This is a genomic window from Aeromicrobium sp. Leaf272, from assembly GCF_001422865.1.
GTDB lineage: Bacteria > Actinomycetota > Actinomycetes > Propionibacteriales > Nocardioidaceae > Aeromicrobium.
Window position 1 is genome coordinate 643,760 of sequence record NZ_LMMY01000013.1, and the last position, 18,740, is coordinate 662,499.

Annotated in this window: 13 protein-coding genes; 12 read left to right on the forward strand and 1 reads right to left on the reverse strand. The window is 70.6% G+C overall.

Annotation, left to right across the window (positions count from 1 at the left end; translation table 11 throughout):
* Positions 1–328: 328 nt before the first annotated feature.
* Positions 329–3,559, reverse strand: a complete 3,231-nt coding sequence (ileS, locus tag ASF38_RS12375; RefSeq protein ID WP_056576366.1) for an isoleucine--tRNA ligase — start codon at positions 3,557–3,559, stop codon at positions 329–331.
* A 284-nt stretch (positions 3,560–3,843) separates the two neighbouring features.
* On the opposite strand from ileS, the gene ASF38_RS12380 reads away from it, so the two are divergent.
* From ASF38_RS12380 to dnaE, 12 genes are all read left to right on the forward strand, one after another.
* Positions 3,844–4,245, forward strand: coding sequence for a TraR/DksA C4-type zinc finger protein (locus ASF38_RS12380; protein WP_055965777.1), 402 nt, complete (start codon positions 3,844–3,846; stop codon positions 4,243–4,245).
* A gap of 46 nt (positions 4,246–4,291) precedes the next feature.
* On the forward strand, positions 4,292–4,867 hold the full coding sequence (gene lspA / locus ASF38_RS12385) for a signal peptidase II (RefSeq protein ID WP_235497676.1): 576 nt from the start codon (positions 4,292–4,294) through the stop codon (positions 4,865–4,867).
* Positions 4,864–5,817 carry an RluA family pseudouridine synthase gene (locus ASF38_RS12390; protein WP_055965779.1) on the forward strand — a complete coding sequence of 318 codons (954 nt, stop codon included), beginning with the start codon at positions 4,864–4,866 and terminating at the stop codon, positions 5,815–5,817. The genes lspA and ASF38_RS12390 overlap by 4 nt, the downstream gene beginning before the upstream one ends.
* Positions 5,818–5,829: 12 nt before the next feature.
* On the forward strand, positions 5,830–6,378 hold the full coding sequence (locus ASF38_RS12395; protein WP_056576369.1) for a YbaK/EbsC family protein: 549 nt from the start codon (positions 5,830–5,832) through the stop codon (positions 6,376–6,378).
* Between the two features lie 46 nt (positions 6,379–6,424).
* Positions 6,425–7,651 (forward strand): pyridoxal phosphate-dependent aminotransferase, encoded by a 1,227-nt coding sequence (locus ASF38_RS12400; protein ID WP_055965783.1) that lies wholly within the window; start codon positions 6,425–6,427, stop codon positions 7,649–7,651.
* A gap of 4 nt (positions 7,652–7,655) precedes the next feature.
* Positions 7,656–8,678 (forward strand): OmpA family protein, encoded by a 1,023-nt coding sequence (locus tag ASF38_RS12405; protein ID WP_056555632.1) that lies wholly within the window; start codon positions 7,656–7,658, stop codon positions 8,676–8,678.
* Entirely contained in the window at positions 8,678–9,136 is a 459-nt protein-coding gene (locus tag ASF38_RS12410; RefSeq protein ID WP_055965786.1) for a hypothetical protein, read from the forward strand. The genes ASF38_RS12405 and ASF38_RS12410 overlap by 1 nt, the downstream gene beginning before the upstream one ends.
* 122 nt (positions 9,137–9,258) lie before the next feature.
* Positions 9,259–10,245: an ATP-binding cassette domain-containing protein gene (locus ASF38_RS12415; protein ID WP_055966499.1), complete on the forward strand. Its 987-nt coding sequence runs from the start codon at positions 9,259–9,261 to the stop codon at positions 10,243–10,245.
* Positions 10,242–11,045, forward strand: coding sequence for an ABC transporter permease (locus ASF38_RS12420; RefSeq protein WP_055965787.1), 804 nt, complete (start codon positions 10,242–10,244; stop codon positions 11,043–11,045). Before ASF38_RS12415 ends, ASF38_RS12420 begins: the two co-directional genes overlap by 4 nt.
* 138 nt (positions 11,046–11,183) lie before the next feature.
* On the forward strand, positions 11,184–12,485 hold the full coding sequence (locus ASF38_RS12425; RefSeq protein ID WP_056555635.1) for a hypothetical protein: 1,302 nt from the start codon (positions 11,184–11,186) through the stop codon (positions 12,483–12,485).
* The gene (locus ASF38_RS12430) at positions 12,482–15,256 is read left to right on the forward strand and encodes a PQQ-binding-like beta-propeller repeat protein (protein WP_056576372.1); all 2,775 of its coding nucleotides are present in this window, start codon (positions 12,482–12,484) and stop codon (positions 15,254–15,256) included. Before ASF38_RS12425 ends, ASF38_RS12430 begins: the two co-directional genes overlap by 4 nt.
* A 139-nt stretch (positions 15,257–15,395) precedes the next feature.
* The coding region (dnaE, locus tag ASF38_RS12435) for a DNA polymerase III subunit alpha (protein WP_235497679.1) at positions 15,396–18,740 on the forward strand (3,345 nt) is incomplete at its 3' end.

Here is an 18,740-nt window from a genome sequence, read left to right on the forward strand (position 1 = left end):
TGCAGAACCCCGAACGATGCTGCGTTGGTGACGGGATCCGGACACGAACGCAGCATCCTTCGACCCCTCACGCACGAACGCAGAACCTTGCGTCACCGGGAGCCGCGCCCCGAGAGCCCGGCCGAGCCGCCGGTCGAGGCCCTTTCGGAGAGCAGGTCCACTCGCAGCCACAGCGACGCAGCAGCAAGGAACGACCGGCCCGGAGCAGCGCAGCAGCACGGGAACCTCACTCCAGCACGGATAGCAAGCCGTGCAGACGTGGGAAAGCCGTGCGGTGCGGGAGATTCCCAGGTCGACCTGGGAATCTCCCGCACCCTCGCGGGGAGGGTCAGGCCTTCGTGACCGCGACGCGGGCGGTCGCGCCGGTGACGTCGATCGGCGTGCCGTCGGGCTGGTCGCCCAGCGAGACCGAGGTCGCCAGGGTCTCGCCCGCGACGAGCGCCTCGTGGGTGCGGACCGCGGCCAGCACGGCGTCGTCGCCGTCCAGGTGGAGCGTGATGCGGTCGGAGACCGACAGGCCGGCGTCGCGCCGGGCCTGCTGCACGCCGCGCACGACGTCGCGCGCCAGGCCTTCGGCCTCCAGCTCCGGCGTCACCGTGGTGTCCAGCGCCACGAAGCCGCCGCCCGGAAGCACCGCGATCTCCGTGCCACCGGACGACCCGGCCACCTGCTCGAGCGTGTACTCGCCCTCCTGCAGCTCGATGCCGCCGGACGTGACGGTGCCGTCGTCGGCGACCGACCAGTCGTCGGTCTTCGACCCGCGGATCGCGTGCTGGACGTCCTTGCCCAACCGGGGTCCGGCCGCGCGGGCGTGCACGGTCAGCCGCGACGTGAGCCCGTGTGCGGCCGCCTCGTCGGAATCGGCCGCGATCAGCCGCACGTGCTTCACGTTGAGCTCGCGGGCCACCACGTCCTCGAAGCCCTCGAGGGCGCCGGGATCGGGCACGGCCACCTCGAGCGACGCGAGCGGGAGCCGCACACGCAGGGCCGAGGCCTTGCGCAGCGCCGAACCGGTCGAGCAGACGGCGCGGACCTGGTCCATCGCGTCGACGAGGGCGTCGTCGCGCACGTAGGCGTCGGCGTCGGGCCAGTCGGTGAGGTGCACCGACCGTCCACCGGTGAGACCGCGCCAGATCTCCTCCGTCGTCAGGGGGAGCAGGGGGGCGACCACCCGGCAGACGGTCTCCAGGACCGTGTGCAGCGTGTCGAACGGTGCCCGCTGCTCGGCCGTGAGCTCCGCACCGGCGTCGGACAGCCAGAAGCGCTCCCGCGAGCGTCGGATGTACCAGTTCGTGAGCACGTCGAGGAACTCGCGCGTCGACTCGCAGGCCTCCGCGATCGCGTAGTCGTCGAGCTGGGTCGTCATGTCGCGCACCCACCGGCCCAGCTTGGCCAGCACGTAGCGGTCGAGCGGGTCGCTCGGCGCCGACGTGAGCGGCTGCCCCTCGTAGCCGGCGGCGTTGGCGTAGAGGCCGAGGAACGCCCAGCTGTTCCAGAGCGGGATCATCACCTGGCGGACGCAGTCGCGGATGCCCTGCTCGGTGACCACGAGGTTGCCACCCCGCAGGATCGGCGACGCCATGAGGAACCAGCGCATCGCGTCGGCGCCGTCGCGGTCGAAGACCTCGGAGACGTCGGGGTAGTTGCGCAGGGACTTGCTCATCTTGTTGCCGTCGGACCCGAGCACGATGCCGTGGCTGACGCACGCCTCGAACGCGGGACGGTCGAACAGTGCCGTGGCCAGCACGTGCAGCGTGTAGAACCAGCCGCGCGTCTGGCCGATGTACTCGACGATGAAGTCGGCGGGGAAGTGGTCCTCGAACCAGTCGCCGTTCTCGAACGGGTAGTGCACCTGGGCGAACGACATGGAGCCCGAGTCGAACCAGACGTCGAGCACGTCGGGCACGCGACGCATCATCGACCGGCCGGTCGGGTCGTCGGGGTTCGGGCGCACCAGGTCGTCCACGTACGGCCGGTGGAGGTCGGGGACGCCGTCCTTCATCGGGAGCGTGCCGAAGTCCCGCTCCAGCTCCTCGAACGAGCCGTAGACGTCGAGCCGCGGGTAGGCGGGGTCGTCGCTCTTCCACACGGGCACGGGGGAGCCCCAGAAGCGGTTGCGCGTGATCGACCAGTCGCGCGCGTTCTCGAGCCACTTGCCGAACTGGCCGTCGCGGATGTGGTCGGGGACCCAGCGGATCTGCTGGTTCAGCTCGACCATGCGGTCCTTGAACGCCGTGACCTGCACGAACCACGACTCCACGCCCTTGTAGATGAGGGGCTCGCGGCAGCGCCAGCAGTGCGGGTAGGAGTGGTCGTACGTCTCGCGACGCAGCAGGATCGTGCCCGGGGAGACCGAGCCGGTGCCGTTCTTCAGGTCGTCGATGACGTGCGGGTTCGCGTCGAAGACCTGCATGCCCTCGTAGTCGGTGACCGGCACGGTGAACCGGCCGTCCTTGCCCACGGGCATGACGGCCACGATGCCCTCGCGGTCGGTGACCTCCTTGTCGACCTCGCCGAACGCGCCGGCGCTGTGCACGAGGCCGGTGCCGTCGGTGGTGGTCACGGCGTCGTCGGCGGCCACGACGCGGAACGCGTTCTCGTGACCGACGAAGTAGCTGAACGGCGGGGTGTACGACAGCCCGAGGAGGTCGGCGCCGGTGCCGCGCCAGACCACGGTGGGCTCGTCACCGAGCTCGCGGGCGTAGGCGCCGAGGCGAGCCTCGGCGAGCACCAGTCGAGTGCCCTCGTGCTCGACCGCGACGTAGTCGATGCCGGTGCCGACCATGACGGCCAGGTTGCTCGGCAGGGTCCAGGGCGTCGTGGTCCAGATCATCAGCCGCGCGCCGGCCAGGGGGCCGTCGCCGGTGATCTCGAAGCCGACGGTGACCGCCGGGTCCTGGCGGTTCTGGTAGACGTCGTCGTCCATGCGCAGCTCGTGGTTGGACAGGGGCGTCTCGTCGTTCCAGCAGTAGGGCAGCACGCGGAAGTCCTCGTACACGAGGCCCTTGTCGTGCAGCTGCTTGAACGCCCAGATGACCGACTCCATGTACTCCGGGTTGAGCGTGCGGTAGTCGTTTTCGAAGTCCACCCACCGGGCCTGGCGGGTCACGTACTCCTCCCACTCGCCGGTGTACTTCAGCACCGAGGCGCGGCAGGCCTCGTTGAACCGGTCGATGCCCATCTCGACGATCTCGTCGGTCGTCTTGATGCCGTTGAGGCGCATGGCCTCGAGCTCGGCGGGCAGGCCGTGCGTGTCCCAGCCGAACCGGCGCTCGACCTTGCGGCCCCGCATGGTCTGGTAGCGCGGGACCACGTCCTTGACGTAGCCGGTCAGCAGGTGGCCGTAGTGCGGGAGCCCGTTGGCGAACGGGGGACCGTCGTAGAAGACGAACTCGTTGGAGCCGTCGGCGCCGCCGTCGCGGGCCTCGACGCTCGCCCGGAAGGTGCCGTCGCTCTTCCAGTACGCGAGGACGCGCTCCTCGATCTCGGGGAAGCGAGGGGTGGAGGGGACGGCGGTCGCGGGCTGGTCGGTGCCCGTCTGAGCCTTCGGGTAGGTCATGGCGGCTGCTCCTCGGTGGTCTGCTCTGCTCGAGGACGACCCTGGAAGGACCGCGGTACCACCTCGGTTGCCACCCCCGGACCTGCCGGCTGCGACCACTCGTCGAACGGCTGTGACGGGCCACCCGTCCGGTTCTACTGAGGGCCCGCGAGCGACCCCGTTCTTCCGGAAGCTCGCCGCTGATGACGGCTCGAACGCTGTGCCTGACAGGGTACCCCGCAGGCGGGGGAGCCGGGGCACAGGGCGAAGTTGTGCGGTGGACCTGCCGGGTCTACTGTCTGGCCATGCCCAAGACCACCCTGGCCGTGCGGGCGGACGAAGATCCGTGGACCGCCGACGAGACCGCGGCCATCCGCGTCGAGCTGGAGGACGACCTCCTCCGCCTGCGCAAGGAGCTCGACCTCTCCGCCAAGGAGCTGCAGGACCTGTTGCGGGACGGCGTCGACGGTGCCGGCAACGACCAGGCCGACGTCGGCTCCAACAGCCTCGAGCGTGACGCCGAGATGTCCCTGGCCGCCAACCAGCGCGAGCTGCTGCTGCAGACCGAGAAGGCCCTCGACCGGCTCGGCAAGGGCACCTACGGCGTGTGCGAGGTGTGCGGCGAGGCGATCGGCAAGATGCGTCTGCAGGCCTTCCCCCGCGCCACGCTGTGCAAGGAGTGCAAGCAGCGCGAGGAGCGTCGCTGAGCCGAGCCCGGCTCGTGTGGTGGCACGTGGGACGATGACCCACGACATGCCTGAATCCTCCGACGCGGTCCCCGAGTCCTCCGACGCGACGCCCGAGCCCTCCAGCGCCGTGCCCGCGCCCCGCCGCCGGGTCCTCCCGCTGTTCCTCGCCGCCGTGGCGGTCGCCTGGGTCGTCGACCAGGTCACCAAGGTCCTGGCCGTCGAGCGGCTGGCCGACCGAGACGAGCCGATCCGGCTCCTGCCCGACGTCCTCGAGCTGACCTTCCTGCGCAACCCCGGTGCCGCCTTCGGCATGGGCGCGTCCATGACGGTCGTCCTCAGCATCGTGTCGGTCGTGGTGTGCGTCGTGGTGGTGCGCATGGCCGCCCGCCTGCGCGACCGGGTCTGGACCGTGGGCCTCGTGCTGCTGCTGGCCGGCGCGCTCGGCAACCTCACCGACCGCATCCTCCGCGAGCCCGGCCCCTTCCGTGGCCACGTGGTCGACTTCATCGACTACGGCGGGTTCTTCGTGGGCAACGTGGCCGACATCTACCTCACCGTCGCCGCGGTCCTCGTCGTCGTGCGCACCTGGCAGGGCGTCGGCCTCGACGGCGCACGCACCGACCCGAAGGAGCGCGCGTGAGCGACACCGACCACGGCCAGCACCCCAGCCAGCACCGCGTGATCTCCGTGCCCGAGGGCCTCGCAGGTGAGCGCGTCGACACCGCGCTCGCGCGTCTGCTGGGTCTCTCACGCACCCGGGCGAGCGAGCTCGTGGCCGATGGCCTCGTGCTCCTCGACGGCCAGGTGCCGCAGAAGTCCGAGCGGGTCGAGCCCGGCGCGATGCTCGAGGCCACCATCCCGGCTCCGCGGACCGCCACCGTCGTGGCCGAGGTCGTGGAGGGCATGAGCATCGTCTTCCAGGACGACGACATCGTCGTCGTCGACAAGCCGGTCGGCGTGGCGGCTCACCCCAGCGTCGGCTGGGAGGGGCCGACCGTGGTCGGGCACCTCGCGGGTGCGGGCGTGCGGATCTCGACGTCGGGCGCCCCGGAGCGGCAGGGCATCGTGCAGCGGCTCGACGTCGGCACGAGCGGGCTCATGACGATCGCCAAGTCCGAGCGGGCCTACACGGTGCTCAAGCAGGCGTTCCGCGACCGGACCGTCGAGAAGACCTACCACGCGCTCGTGCAGGGCCACCCCGACCCGCACACCGGCACCATCGACGCCCCCATCGCGCGTCACCCCCGGCACGACTTCAAGTTCACGGTGCGCGCGGACGGCCGTCCGAGCATCACCCACTACGACACGCTCGAGGCGCACCGCTTCGCCTCGCTCCTGACGATCAAGCTCGAGACCGGTCGCACCCACCAGATCCGCGTGCACATGAGCGCGCTGCACCACCCGTGCGTCGGTGACCTGCAGTACGGCGCCGATCCGACGCTCGCCGCCCGGGTCGGGCTGGACCGCCAGTGGCTGCACGCCAAGCACCTCGGATTCGTCCACCCCACGACGGGGGAGCGCGTCGACTTCGAGAGCCCCTACCCCGCGGACCTCGCGCAGGCCCTCGACGTCGTCCGCAGTGCTGACTGACGAGCGCCGCCGATGAGGTACTGGCTCGCGGGAGCCCTCGAGGCGAGGCCGCTGGCCGACGAACCCGACCTGGCCGGCCCGTCGGTGGTGGCCGCCCTGGCCGCGGCCGGTCTCGACCGCGAGGTCGGCGTGGTGGCGATCGATCCCGCGCTGTCGGACACCGCCGCCAACCAGGAGGCGTACGGCGTGCCGCCGGAGGCGCTCGGGAACTGCGTGGTGGTGGGCGGACGTCGTGACGGGCAGGAGCGGGTCGCCGCGTGCGTCGTCCTGGCGTCCACCCGCGCCGACGTGAACGGCGTGGTCAAGCGCGTGCTCGACGTGCGCAAGGCGTCGTTCCTGCCCCACGAGGACGCGGTCGAGCGCACCGGGATGGAGCACGGAGGCATCACCCCCTTCGGCCTGCCGGACGGCTGGCGGGTGCTCGTCGACGCCGCCGTCGTCGCGCAGCCGGTGCTCGTCATGGGTTCGGGCGTCCGGGCGTCCAAGCTGCTCCTGGACGGCTCGGTCCTGGCCCGTGTGCCGGGGGTCGAGGTCGTCGACGGCCTCGGTCGCCGCGCCTGAGCCACGTCGTGGCCGGGGAGCCCGACCGGTCTGGGAAGATGAGCGCATGTCCAGCCAGCGCGTGCGCCAGTCCGAGAAGCTGAGGGATGTCCTCTACGACATCCGCGGACCCGTCAGTGCCCGTGCCGCCGCCCTCGAGGCCGAGGGCCACCGCATCCTCAAGCTGAACATCGGCAACCCCCAGCCCTTCGGCTTCGACGCACCCGCCGAGATCCTCCAGGACGTCATCGCCGCCCTGCCCGGCTCGGCCGGCTACTCCGACTCCCGCGGCATCCAGTCCGCTCGTCGGGCGGTCGTGCACCACTACCAGCTCGTCGACGACTTCCCGGCGATCGACATCGACGACGTGTGGATCGGCAACGGGGTCTCCGAGCTCATCCAGATGGCGTTGCAGGCGCTGCTGGACAACGGCGACGAGGTCCTCATCCCGATCCCCGACTACCCGTTGTGGACCGCGGTCACGAACCTGGCCGGAGGGACGCCGGTCCACTACCGCTGCGACGAGCAGAACGAGTGGAACCCCGACCTCGAGGACCTCGAGTCCAAGATCACCGACCGCACGAAGGTGATCGTCGTCATCAACCCCAACAACCCGACGGGTGCGGTCTACTCGCGGGAGACGCTCGCGGGCATCGCCGACCTCGCCCGCCGGCACGGCCTGGTCCTCATGGCCGACGAGATCTACGACAAGATCCTCTACGACGACGCCCAGCACCACTCCCTGGCCGGGATCGCCCCCGACGTGCTCACCCTCACCTTCAACGGCCTGTCGAAGGCGTACCGGGTGTGCGGCTACCGGGCGGCGTGGCTCGTGGTCACCGGGCCGCTGGAGGGCGCTCGCGACTACCTCGAGGGCATCACCCTCCTGGCGTCGATGCGGCTGTGCCCGAACGTGCCTGCGCAGAACGCGATCCAGGTGGCGCTCGGCGGCTACCAGAGCATCAAGGACCTGGTGCTCCCCGGTGGGCGCCTGGTCGAGCAGCGCGACACGGCCGTCGCGGAGCTGGAGAAGATCCCCGGCGTCTCCGTCGTGCGGCCCAAGGGTGCGCTCTACGTGTTCCCGAGGCTCGACCCCGAGGTGCACCCCATCAAGGACGACCAGCAGCTCGTCCTCGACCTGCTGCTGGCCGAGAAGATCCTGCTCACGCAGGGCACCGGGTTCAACTGGCCCGAGCCCGACCACCTGCGCATCGTCACGCTGCCCTGGGCCGCGGACCTCAGCGACGCGATCCAGCGACTCGGGAACTTCCTCAGCAGCTATCGACAGGACTGACGGGGTGGACCCCGGGACACGCACGACGGCGACGTGGGCGGTGGCCGGCGCGCTGGTCGTCGTGGTGGTGAGCGGTGCGGTCGTCGGCACCCGCGACGTCGGCCGGGCGCTCACGCCCCAGGTCGAGCAGGCCGTGCGGTCGACGGCTCCCGACCAGGTCGGCGTCGAGGTCACGGGTCGCGAGGTCCGCATCGACCCGTGGTCGGCGTCGGACGCGGTGGTGCAGCGGACCGTCGACGCCGTCGAGGACGTGCCAGGGGTGCGCTCGGTGGAGGTGCGTCCGATCGACGTGGGCACGTCGCCGCGGCCGACGTCGACCGCGGAGGACATCGACCTCGCCCTCGAGGTGTCGCCCACCGGGGTGGCGTTCTCCAGCGCGGTCCCCAGCAAGGCCCTGGCCGACGAGATCGGTCGGCGGGTGGCCAGGGTGCGCGGCGTGCCGGTGGCGGTCGACCTGGCCGTGGACACCACGCTCGCGAGGCCGCGCTGGTGGCCGGCGCTCGGTGCGGTGCTCGACGACACCGCCCAGGTCGACGACCTGCGACTGACGATCCGCGACGGCGTGCTCGAGGTCGAGGGGACGACGGCTGCCCCGACGACGCGGGCCCGGGTCGCGGCCGCCCTGGAAGAGCAGCAGGCGGTCGACGACGTGCGGGTCTCGCTCACGGCCGGGGCCACGCGTCTCGGTCGGCGGCAGGCCCAGGTCCTCGAGGGCACACGGATCACCTTCGGGATCGGGAGCGACGTGCTCGGCCCACGAGGTCGCGCCGACCTGGACCGCGTCGCCGCGGTGATGGCACGCACGGACGTCTCGCTCGACGTGCTCGGTCACGCCGGGCCCGCCGACCCCGAGCGGGGTGACTCGCTCGCCGCCGACCGGGCGGCCGTGGTGCGTGCCTACCTCGTGGCGCGTGGCGTCCCGGCCGGTCGCCTCGTCTCCACCGCGATCGGCTCGGGCGACGATCGAGGCATCGACCCCCGGTCGGCGCTGTACCGTCGGGTCGACTTCCGAGTGGAGGAACGCTGATGTCCGTGTACACCGCAGGCGAGATCGTCGTGTGGCTGGTGCTCGCCGCCGCTCTCGGCGTCGCGCTGGGCTGGCTGCTCGGCTCGCGCCGGCGCGCCGCTCCCGGCACCGGGACGGGGTCGACCACGTCCGCCGACCGCTGGACCGTCCCCGGTCCCGAGACGCGGTACGGCTCGTCGGACCCGGTCCGGCCGCGGCCGGCCGCCCAGGCCGCCCAGCCGGCTCAGGAGCCGGAACGTCCCGCCCCGGGCTCGGTGGGCCCCTTCCGCGGCTCGGCCCTGCCCGGACCCGGGGGTGGGTCGCCCGGCCCCGGCTACGAGGTGAAGGCGAACGTCGACTCCCTGACCTACTACCTCCCCGGGTCGCCGGCGCACGCCCGCGTGACCGCGGACGTCTGGTTCAAGGACGCCGAGGCGGCGCGCACGGCGGGCTTCCGCCCACCGCCCTCGCAGGGCTGACCGGTCCGTGGGGCCAGGTGCTCCGCGATCCGCGACCTTCGGCTGATGCGTTCTGTCCGTGGCTCACGGCATGATCGTCCCAGCGGTCTTCCAGTTCGGAGGACCATCAGGAAGGTGTGCTCATGGCCGACATGATCCGGGCGACCGGCCTCGTCAAGCGCTACAAGGGGGTCGAGGCGCTGTCGGGGCTCGACCTCGCGGTGCCGGAGGGCACCGTCCTCGGCCTCCTCGGGCCGAACGGTGCCGGCAAGACCACGGCGGTCCGCATCCTCGCCACCCTGCTGAAGGCCGACGGCGGCACGGCCGAGGTCGCGGGCATCGACGTCGCGAAGGACCCCGACGGGGTCAAGGCCCGCATCGGGCTCTCGGGGCAGTACGCCGCGGTCGACGAGTACCTCACCGGCTTCGAGAACCTCGACATGATCGGCCGGCTCTACGGACTCGGGCGCTCCGCGTCGCGGACCCGGGCACGTGAGCTGCTCGAGCGCTTCGACCTCGCGGAGGCGGGGGACCGGCCCTCCAAGACCTACTCCGGCGGCATGCGACGTCGGCTTGACCTCGCGGGCGCCCTCGTCGCCGCGCCGCCGGTGCTCATCCTCGACGAGCCCACCACTGGGCTCGACGTGCGGGCCCGCCAGCAGATGTGGGGCGTCATCCAGGAGCTGGTCGACTCCGGCGCCACCCTGCTGCTGACCACGCAGTACCTGGAGGAGGCCGACCTGCTGGCCGACGACATCGTGGTGATCGACTCCGGTCGCGCCATCGCGAGGGGCACCGCCGACGAGCTCAAGTCCCGTACCGGCGGCGAGCGTGTCGAGATCGTGGTCGCCGACCCCGCCCACCGTGACACCGCCGCCAGGATCCTGGCCGGCGTCGCCATCGGCGACGTCCAGGTCGACGCCAACGGCCGCGGGGTGGCCGCACCCGTCACCGACGGCGCCCGGCAGCTGGCGGTGGTCCTGCAGGGCCTGCAGGACGAGCACGTCGCCGTGGTCGACATCGGGCTGCGGCGGCCGACGCTCGACGACGTGTTCCTCAGCCTGACCGGGCACGCCGCCGAGCGCGAGTCCGCCACCGAGACCGACGAGCAGGAAGAGGCATCCGCATGAGCGCCGCCCGGGTCGCGAGCGACGGCTGGGTCGTCGCCAAGCGCAACGTCATCAAGATCAAGCGGGTCCCCGAGATCCTGGTCTTCGTCCTGATCTCGCCCATCATGTTCGTGCTGCTGTTCGCCTTCGTCTTCGGCAACGCCATCGACGCGGGGGAGGGCCTCAACTACCGCGAGTTCCTCATCGGCGGCATCTTCGCCCAGACCGTGGTGTTCGGTGCCACCTTCACCGGGGCCGGCCTGGCCGAGGACATGCAGAAGGGCATCATCGACCGCTTCCGCTCGCTGCCCATGTCCAGCTCCGCGGTGCTGGTGGGGCGGACGACGTCGGACATCATCTACAACGTCCTCTCGCTGATCATCATGGCGCTCACCGGGCTGCTGGTGGGCTGGCGGGCGCGCGAGGGTGTCCTCGACATGCTCGCGGGCTTCCTCCTGCTGCTGCTGTTCGCCTACGCCGTCAGCTGGATCATGGGCTACATCGGCCTGCTGGTGCCCAGCGTCGAGGTCATCAACAACGCCTCGTTCATCGTCATCATGCCGCTGACGTTCGTCTCCAACGCGTTCGTGCCCACGGAGAGCTTCAACTCCTTCCTGCGGCCGTTCGTGGAGTGGAACCCGGTCTCGGCCGTCACCCAGGCGTGCCGCGAGCTGTTCGGCAACACCAGCGCCTCGGTGCCCGTGCCCGACGCCTGGTCGATGCAGCACCCGGTGCTGTACACGCTCATCTGGGTGGTGCTGATCCTCGCCGTCTTCGTCCCCCTCTCGATCCGCCAGTACAACATCGCCGGCTCCCGCTGACGGCCACTGCTCGCACGGAGCAGCCCGCCCCGAGGTGGGCGTCCTGCCGACGTCGCGCGGATCCTGCCGATGTGGCCCGGGCCGGGTTCGTCGGCGGTTACCATCGGTCGGCACGTCACCACCACGTCGGGGAGAAGCATGAACGCGTTGGATCGTCGGACCCTCCTGCTCGGATCGGCGGGGCTCCTGGTCGCGTCGTGCTCCTCCGGGGGCTCCTCGCCCGGCACAGAGGCGACGAAGGGCCCGAAGATCCACCGCCCGAACGCCGGGAACGCGGTCACCCAGGACGACGTCGCCGCGCTGCGCGACCAGCTGAACACCGCCTTCGGCACGGGCGACGTCGAGAAGCTCCTGCAGGTGATCAAGGGGGACGACTACTCCCTCGACGACGTGCGTGCGCGCTGGAGCCGGCGCTTCGAGAACTTCGGCCGGCTCGGCTTCATCGACGGCGAGTGGTACGTGGGCGTGCCGGGCGGGCGCACCCGCAACGGTGCCGGCGGCATCGTCGAGTACGACGGCGACCTCGTCTTCGCCCACCAGGTCCGCGGCGCCGACGGCCAGCAGGTGGTCGAGACCTACCGGGCCAGCTTCCGCAAGGCGGACGAGAAGTCCCCGCTGGAGCTGCTGAGGATCGGCGAGCCGGAGGAGAGCTACGACCCGTCCTTCTGGGACGTCGCCGACATCGACGCGATCGAGACCAAGCACACCTACCTCGCCTTCCGCTCGAAGGACGCGGCCACCGCCAAGCGCATCTCCGGCACGATCGAGGCCGGCGCCAAGCGCGCCTTCGACCTGATGCCACGGCCGAAGGGCGTCGACAAGATCTTCTACGCGCTCACCTGGCCGAAGATCGACGGGAAGCTGTGGGGCGGCGTGGCCGTGGGCGACGCGGACGCCCACGCCTACTACCACCCGTTCCTGGACCCCGAGGAGCTCGCCAAGGGCCAGAAGAAGACGACCTCGGCGAAGGGACTGCCCAAGGGCACCGGCCGGGTCGGCATGCACCAGTCGTCGCTGACCCGCTCCGACTTCGAGGGCGTGGCCTGCCACGAGGCGGTGCACGTGCTGGCGAACCAGTGGATCACGCCCGGCGCCAAGGCCACCTGGGCCGCCGAGGGGCTGGCCACCTGGGCCGACAACGGGACATCGGGGCTGCTGGGCCGGGACGGAGGCCGGATCCGCGGACACTTCGGCCGGTTCGTCGACATCGCCGCCAAGGGCGCCGAGGGGTTCTACGACAAGAACCAGGAGGTCCGGTACAACAACTACGTCTGTGCCGCGGCCGTCTTCGCCTACCTCGAGTCCGAGCGTGGCCGCTCGTCGGTGTTCGACCAGGCCGAGTACTACTACGGCAACCCCGGCCAGGAGGGCTACGAGGGCAAGCTCGACGGGCGCACCCGCGACCTGTTCGACGACACGAGGAAGTGGCTGAACGCATGACGAGGCTCGGGGGATCCCGCTGGACCGTCCGACGGACGTGGGTGGGCTTGGCGTGCAGCGCGCTGCTGCTGGCCGGGTGCACCGGCGGTGAGGACGAGGAGAAGAAGGCCTCGCTCCCGCTGCCCGACAAGCCGCCCGCCGCGGCCGGGCCGGCCACGGGTCCCGCCCTCGAGGCGAAGGCGCTGTTCGCCGCGGCCGACGACCTCGAGGAGCAGGTCGGCTCGCTCGACACCGCGCTCGTCGAGCGTCGCTCCGGTGCGTTCATCAGCGGGTCCACCGCGGTCGGCTACTCCGTCGACGACATCTCCGGCTATGACCTGGAGTCCGGCGACCAGCTCTGGACCGCGAAGCTCGACCTCAAGGGCGGCTCGGTCTGCTTCGTGTCCCAGCCGGACCGGGCCGTGAAGCGGTTCACGGTGGTCTACGGCGACGGCACGTACTGCGCGTCCGTCGCGACCGTCCGCGTGGCCGACGGCAAGGTCCTCTCGAACATGGCCGAGCAGGACCTGGGGGCGACCTTCGAGGGCGAACCGGCGGGTGGAGCGTTCGAGAACCTCCTCACCGTCGACGGCAAGGACTACCTCATCGACATGCGCGGGGTCGTGTGGCGCGCGACCGCGAAGGAGCCCGAGCCCATCGCCCGGCTGAAGGACGACTCCTACTTCGACCTCTTCCCGTCCGCCGACGGGACGCTGCTCGTCGGGTCGCGCCTGAGCGACCCCGAGTGCAACGTCGACGCCTACGAGCTGCCCTCGTTCGAGCCGGTCTGGACCACCCCGGGCGCCACCGCCTTCCCGGACCAGGGGGCCGACTGCGTGGTCTCCCTCTCGCCGGGGGACCCGACCTGGGCCATGCAGCAGATCGGCTCGACGTACCACATGACCAAGCTCGACCCTGCGAGCGGCGAGCCCCTCGGCAGCGCCGAGGCGCCCACCTCACCGCCGGAGAAGCCGCTGGAGGAGGGCACGTTCGACCTCGCGAGCGCCGCCAACCAGTTCGACCGCTCCCTCGCGGTCGGGAAGAAGGGCGAGATGATCTTCGCCCAGGCCCGTGGGCTGTCGCGCTACTCCCTGGAGACGAAGAAGCAGACGTGGGAGCTCGACCTGACGCAGCTGGAGCAGGCGTCCGACGAGCGGTTCCCGCTGCGGACCGTGCTGCCCCAGGGCCTCACCGCCGACGGGTACCTCGTGGCGACCGTCAGCAACGACACGACCACCGAGGTCATCGCCGTCGACGCCGCCAAGGGGACCCTCGTCGGCCGGTGGCCCCTGCCGGAGGAGTACGCGAACGGCTTCCAGGTGGAGCCCGGAGCGACCCTCTACGAGGACGGGCTCGTGCTCACCCGCAACTTCGAGTCCTGGCAGCGGACCTTCGACGGCGTCGGCGAGCTCGAGGCGCCGGAGGGCGACCTCTTCGACATCGGGGTCTTCACGTTCCCCGAGCCCGGCGAGGAGGTCGCACCGCAGGACCGTCCCGTGCCCACCGCCGGCCCGATCGACGTCGACGCCGAGCCGCTGGCCTCCATCGAGGCCGACGACCCCGACGCCACGTCGTCCGTCGGCGCCGTCTACACCGGCTCCGCGGTCGTCACCTACGTGGGCAACCGCCTGCAGGCCTACGACACGAAGGGCAAGAAGACCTGGAAGGGCACCCTCGGCGACGACCCCGAGGCCCGGGTGTGCGCGGCGTCCGACCCCGACCGCAAGGCCACCTCGATCCTGCTCTCGTACCGCGAGGGCGACCGCTGCACGGGACTGATGAGGGTCGGCTCGGGCCAGGGCAAGCAGGTCGAGGTCGACGTGCCGGCGGCCAAGAAGTCCGTCGGGCGGATCGTCACCCACGGCGGCACCGACTTCGTGATCGCCGAGGACGACACGATCAACCGCGTCGACGGCGACCGGCTCGTGGAGGTCGCCGACCTCGGGCTCACGCCGTACTACTGGCAGCGCACCCCGGAGGACCCGTCGCTCGTCGTCGTCTCCGCGAAGGACGCCAAGGGTGGTGACTGGACCGTGCAGGCCTTCCGGGCCCCGACGTTCGAGAAGGTCTGGTCCGCCAAGGCGTCCGCCCTGTTCGGCAAGAAGCCCGACGCCGACAACACCGTCTCCCCGTTCAGCGGGAACGGACTCTGGGTCGGCGTGACGTTCGGCACCTACACGGGCCCGGAGTCGAAGCTGTCGGACTCCCTCGTGAAGCTCGACCCGGCCACGGGCAAGGTCGTCGCCAAGACCGGCACGAAGGAGCGGGCGTACGGCGAGCCCGACCTCACGAAGCTCGACCTGACGAGCGCCGTCGTGGGTGGCTACGCCTCGGTCGGCTTCGAGGACGGGTCGGTGGTGATGACGCAGAACGGCGGCATCGTCCGGTACTCCCTCGAGGACGAGGAGATGCTCTGGACCGTCGACACCTCCTCGATCGAGACCTCGATGGAGAAGGCACGCCGCGGCACCTACCTGTCCGAGGACCTGCAGCTCACCGACGGCGGACGCTCGGTGCTCGTCACGTTGTCGAACGAGGTGAGCACCGAGCTCATGACGATCGACGCGAAGAGCGGGAAGATCACCGGTCGGTGGAAGCTCGGGGCCGACGCCCGCAACGGGCTGCAGGTCTCGCCCGGCGTGACCCCGTGGAAGGGCGGCGTGGCCCTCACCCGCAACGACTACTCGTGGTCGTCGACGTACGGACCGGACGCCCCGAACGACCCGCCGAAGGGACCGGTGCTCGACGTGGGCCTGTTCGCCCTCGACAAGCCCGCCGCCCCCAAGGACTGATCGTGCGCGGGCCGCCTCGGCGGCTCGGGCGGCCCGCGTGCCTCGGCCGATGCGTCGGGAGGGTCACGTAGGCTGAGGTCCTTCCCCTCCTCCGCCCCTCGGGGCCGTCCGTCCGCCATGTCTGGAGGCGCATCACCCGATGCCGAGCGACTCGTCCTTCGTGCACCTGCACAACCACACGGAGTACTCGATGCTCGACGGTCACGCGTTGCTCGACGGCATGTTCGAGCGCACCGCGTCGCTCGGGATGCCGGCCATCGCGATGACGGACCACGGCAACGTGCACGGCGCCTACGACTTCTGGTCCAAGGCCCGGTCGCACGGCGTCAAGCCGATCATCGGGCTCGAGGCCTACCTGACGCCGGGCACCCACCGCAGCGAGCGGCGCAAGGTCAAGTGGGGCCGTGGTGTCAGCGGTGACGAGGAGGAGGGCGGCAAGGACGTCGCCGGTGGTGGCGCCTACACGCACATGACCATGCTCGCCTCCACCACGGAGGGCATGCACAACCTGTTCCGGCTGTCGTCGCTGTCCAGCCTGGAGGGCTACTACTACAAGCCGCGCGCCGATCGCGACCTCCTGCAGCGCTACGGCACGGGGCTCATCGCCACCACGGGGTGTCCGTCGGGCGAGGTGCAGACGCGGCTCCGCCTCGGTCAGTACGACGAGGCGGTCCAGGCCGCCGCCGACTTCCAGGACATCTTCGGCAAGGGCAACTTCTTCCTCGAGCTGATGGACCACGGCATCCCCATCGAGAAGGAGGTCCGCGACGACCTCCTGCGGCTGGGCAAGCAGCTGGGCCTGCCGCCCGTCGCGACCAACGACTGCCACTACACGCACCCCGAGGACGCCGCCGCGCACGACGCGCTCATCTGCGTCGCGTCGGGCAAGTCCGTCGCCGATCCCAAGCGGCTCAAGTTCGACGGCGGCGGCTACTACGTGAAGTCCGCGGCCGAGATGCGCGAGCTGTGGGAGGACCGCTTCGACATGAAGGAGGCGTGCGACAACACGCTCCTCATCGCCGAGCGCTGCGACGTGGAGTTCACCGAGTCCAACGGCGGCTACATGGCCCGGGCCGACGTGCCGGCGGGCGAGACCGAGGAGAGCTGGTTCGTCCAGGAGGTCTGGCGCGGCATCGAGTCCCGCTACCCGGGCGACGCCCTCACCCAGGCCGTGCGCGACCGGGTCGAGATGGAGCTCGAGGTCATCAAGACCAAGGGGTACTGCGGCTACTACCTCGTGGTCGCCGACTTCATCAACTGGTCGAAGGACAACGGCATCCGCGTCGGTCCCGGCCGTGGCTCGGGCGCCGGCTCGATCGCCGCGTACGCGCTGCGCATCACCGACCTCTGCCCCCTCACGCACGGCCTCATCTTCGAGCGGTTCCTCAACCCCGAGCGTCCGTCGATGCCCGACTTCGACATCGACTTCGACGAGCGTCGTCGCAGCGAGGTCATCCGCTACGTCAGCGACAAGTACGGCAACGACCGCGTGGCCTACATCGCCACCTTCGGCCGGCTCAAGGCCAAGGCCGCCATCAAGGACGCCAACCGCGTGCTCGACTACCCGTTCAACATGGGCGAGCGGATCACCAAGGCGCTGCCGGCCGACATCATGGGCAAGGGCGTGCCCCTCAAGCAGCTGTTCGACCCCCAGCACAAGCGCTACAACGACGGCAAGGAGTTCCGCGACCTCCACGAGAGCGACGCCGAGGTCCGCAAGATCTACGACACGGCGCTCGGGCTCGAGGGCCAGATCCGCAACTGGGGCGTGCACGCCGCCGGCGTGATCATGAGCAGCGAGCCGCTCATCGACATCGTGCCGATCATGCGGCGCGAGCAGGACGGCGCGATCATCACGCAGTTCGACTACCCGATGTGCGAGGCGCTCGGGCTGGTCAAGATGGACTTCCTGGGGCTGCGCAACCTCACCGTCCTCGACGACGCGCTCATCAACATCAGGGCCAACCGCGGCGAGGAGGTCGTGCTCGAGGACCTGACCTTCGACGACCCGGCCACCTACGACCTGCTGTCGCGGGGCGACACGCTCGGCGTGTTCCAGCTCGACGGTGGTCCCATGCGTGCCCTGCTGCGCAGCATGCGTCCGGACAAGTTCGAGGACATCTCGGCCGTGGGCGCGCTCTACCGTCCCGGCCCGATGGGTGCGGACTCGCACAACAAGTACGCCCGGCGCAAGAACGGTCGCGAGAGCATCGAGCCCATCCACCCCGAGCTGGAGGAGCCGCTCAAGGACGTCCTGGGGGAGACCTACGGCCTCATCGTCTACCAGGAGCAGGTGATGGAGATCGCCCAGGTGCTGGCGGGCTTCAGCCTCGGCCAGGCCGACAACCTGCGGCGTGCCATGGGCAAGAAGAAGAAGGAGGAGCTCGACAAGCAGTACGCCGGGTTCCAGGCCGGCATGCTCGAGCGGGGCTACTCCCAGCCGGCCATCACGGCGCTGTGGGAGATCCTGCTGCCCTTCTCCGACTACGCCTTCAACAAGGCGCACTCGGCCGCCTACGGCGTCATCTCCTACTGGACGGCCTACCTCAAGGCCAACTACCCGGCCGAGTACATGGCGGCGCTGCTCACCAGCACCCGCGGCGACAAGGACAAGTCGGCCATCTACCTCGCCGAGTGCCGACGGCTCGGCATCCAGGTCCTGCCGCCCGACGTCAACGACTCGGTCTCCAACTTCGCCTCCGTCGGGGAGGACATCCGATTCGGGCTCGGCGCGATCCGCAACGTCGGCGAGAACGTGGTGGCCGGGATCGTGGCCGGTCGCGAGGAGAACGGCCCCTACACCGACTTCACCGACTTCCTCGACAAGGTCCCCACCCACGTGTGCAACAAGCGCGTGCTCGACTCGCTCATCAAGGCCGGCGCCTTCGACTCCCTCGGCCACCGGCGGCGGGCGTTGACGACCATCGCCGAGGACGCCGTCGACCAGTACATCGACCTCAAGCGCAACGCCGCCATCGGCCAGGACTCCCTGTTCGGGGGCATGGACGACGCGTTCACCGGCGTCACGGTCGCGGTCCCGCAGATGCCTGAGTGGGAGAAGACCCAGCTGCTCGCGTTCGAGCGCGACATGCTGGGTCTGTACGTCTCCGACCACCCGCTCGCCGGTCTGGAGCACGTGCTCAAGGCCAGCAGCGACTGCTCGATCGGCGACCTCATCGCCGACGCCGAACGACCCGACGGCACCACCGTGCGCGTGTGCGGTCTCATCACGGCCGTGCAGCGCCGGCTCAGCAAGAAGGGCGACACGTGGGCCCTCGTGACCGTCGAGGACCTCGACGGCAGCGTCGACGTGATGGTCTTCCCCGGCGCCTACAACCTCGCTGCGCCGGTGCTGGTGCCCGACACCGTCGTGGTCGTCAAGGGTCGCCTGCGCCGCAAGGACGACAGCATCGAGCTGAACGCGCTCGAGGTGACGTTGCCGGCCATGGGCTCGGGCGGACAGTCCGACGCCCCCGTGGTCGTC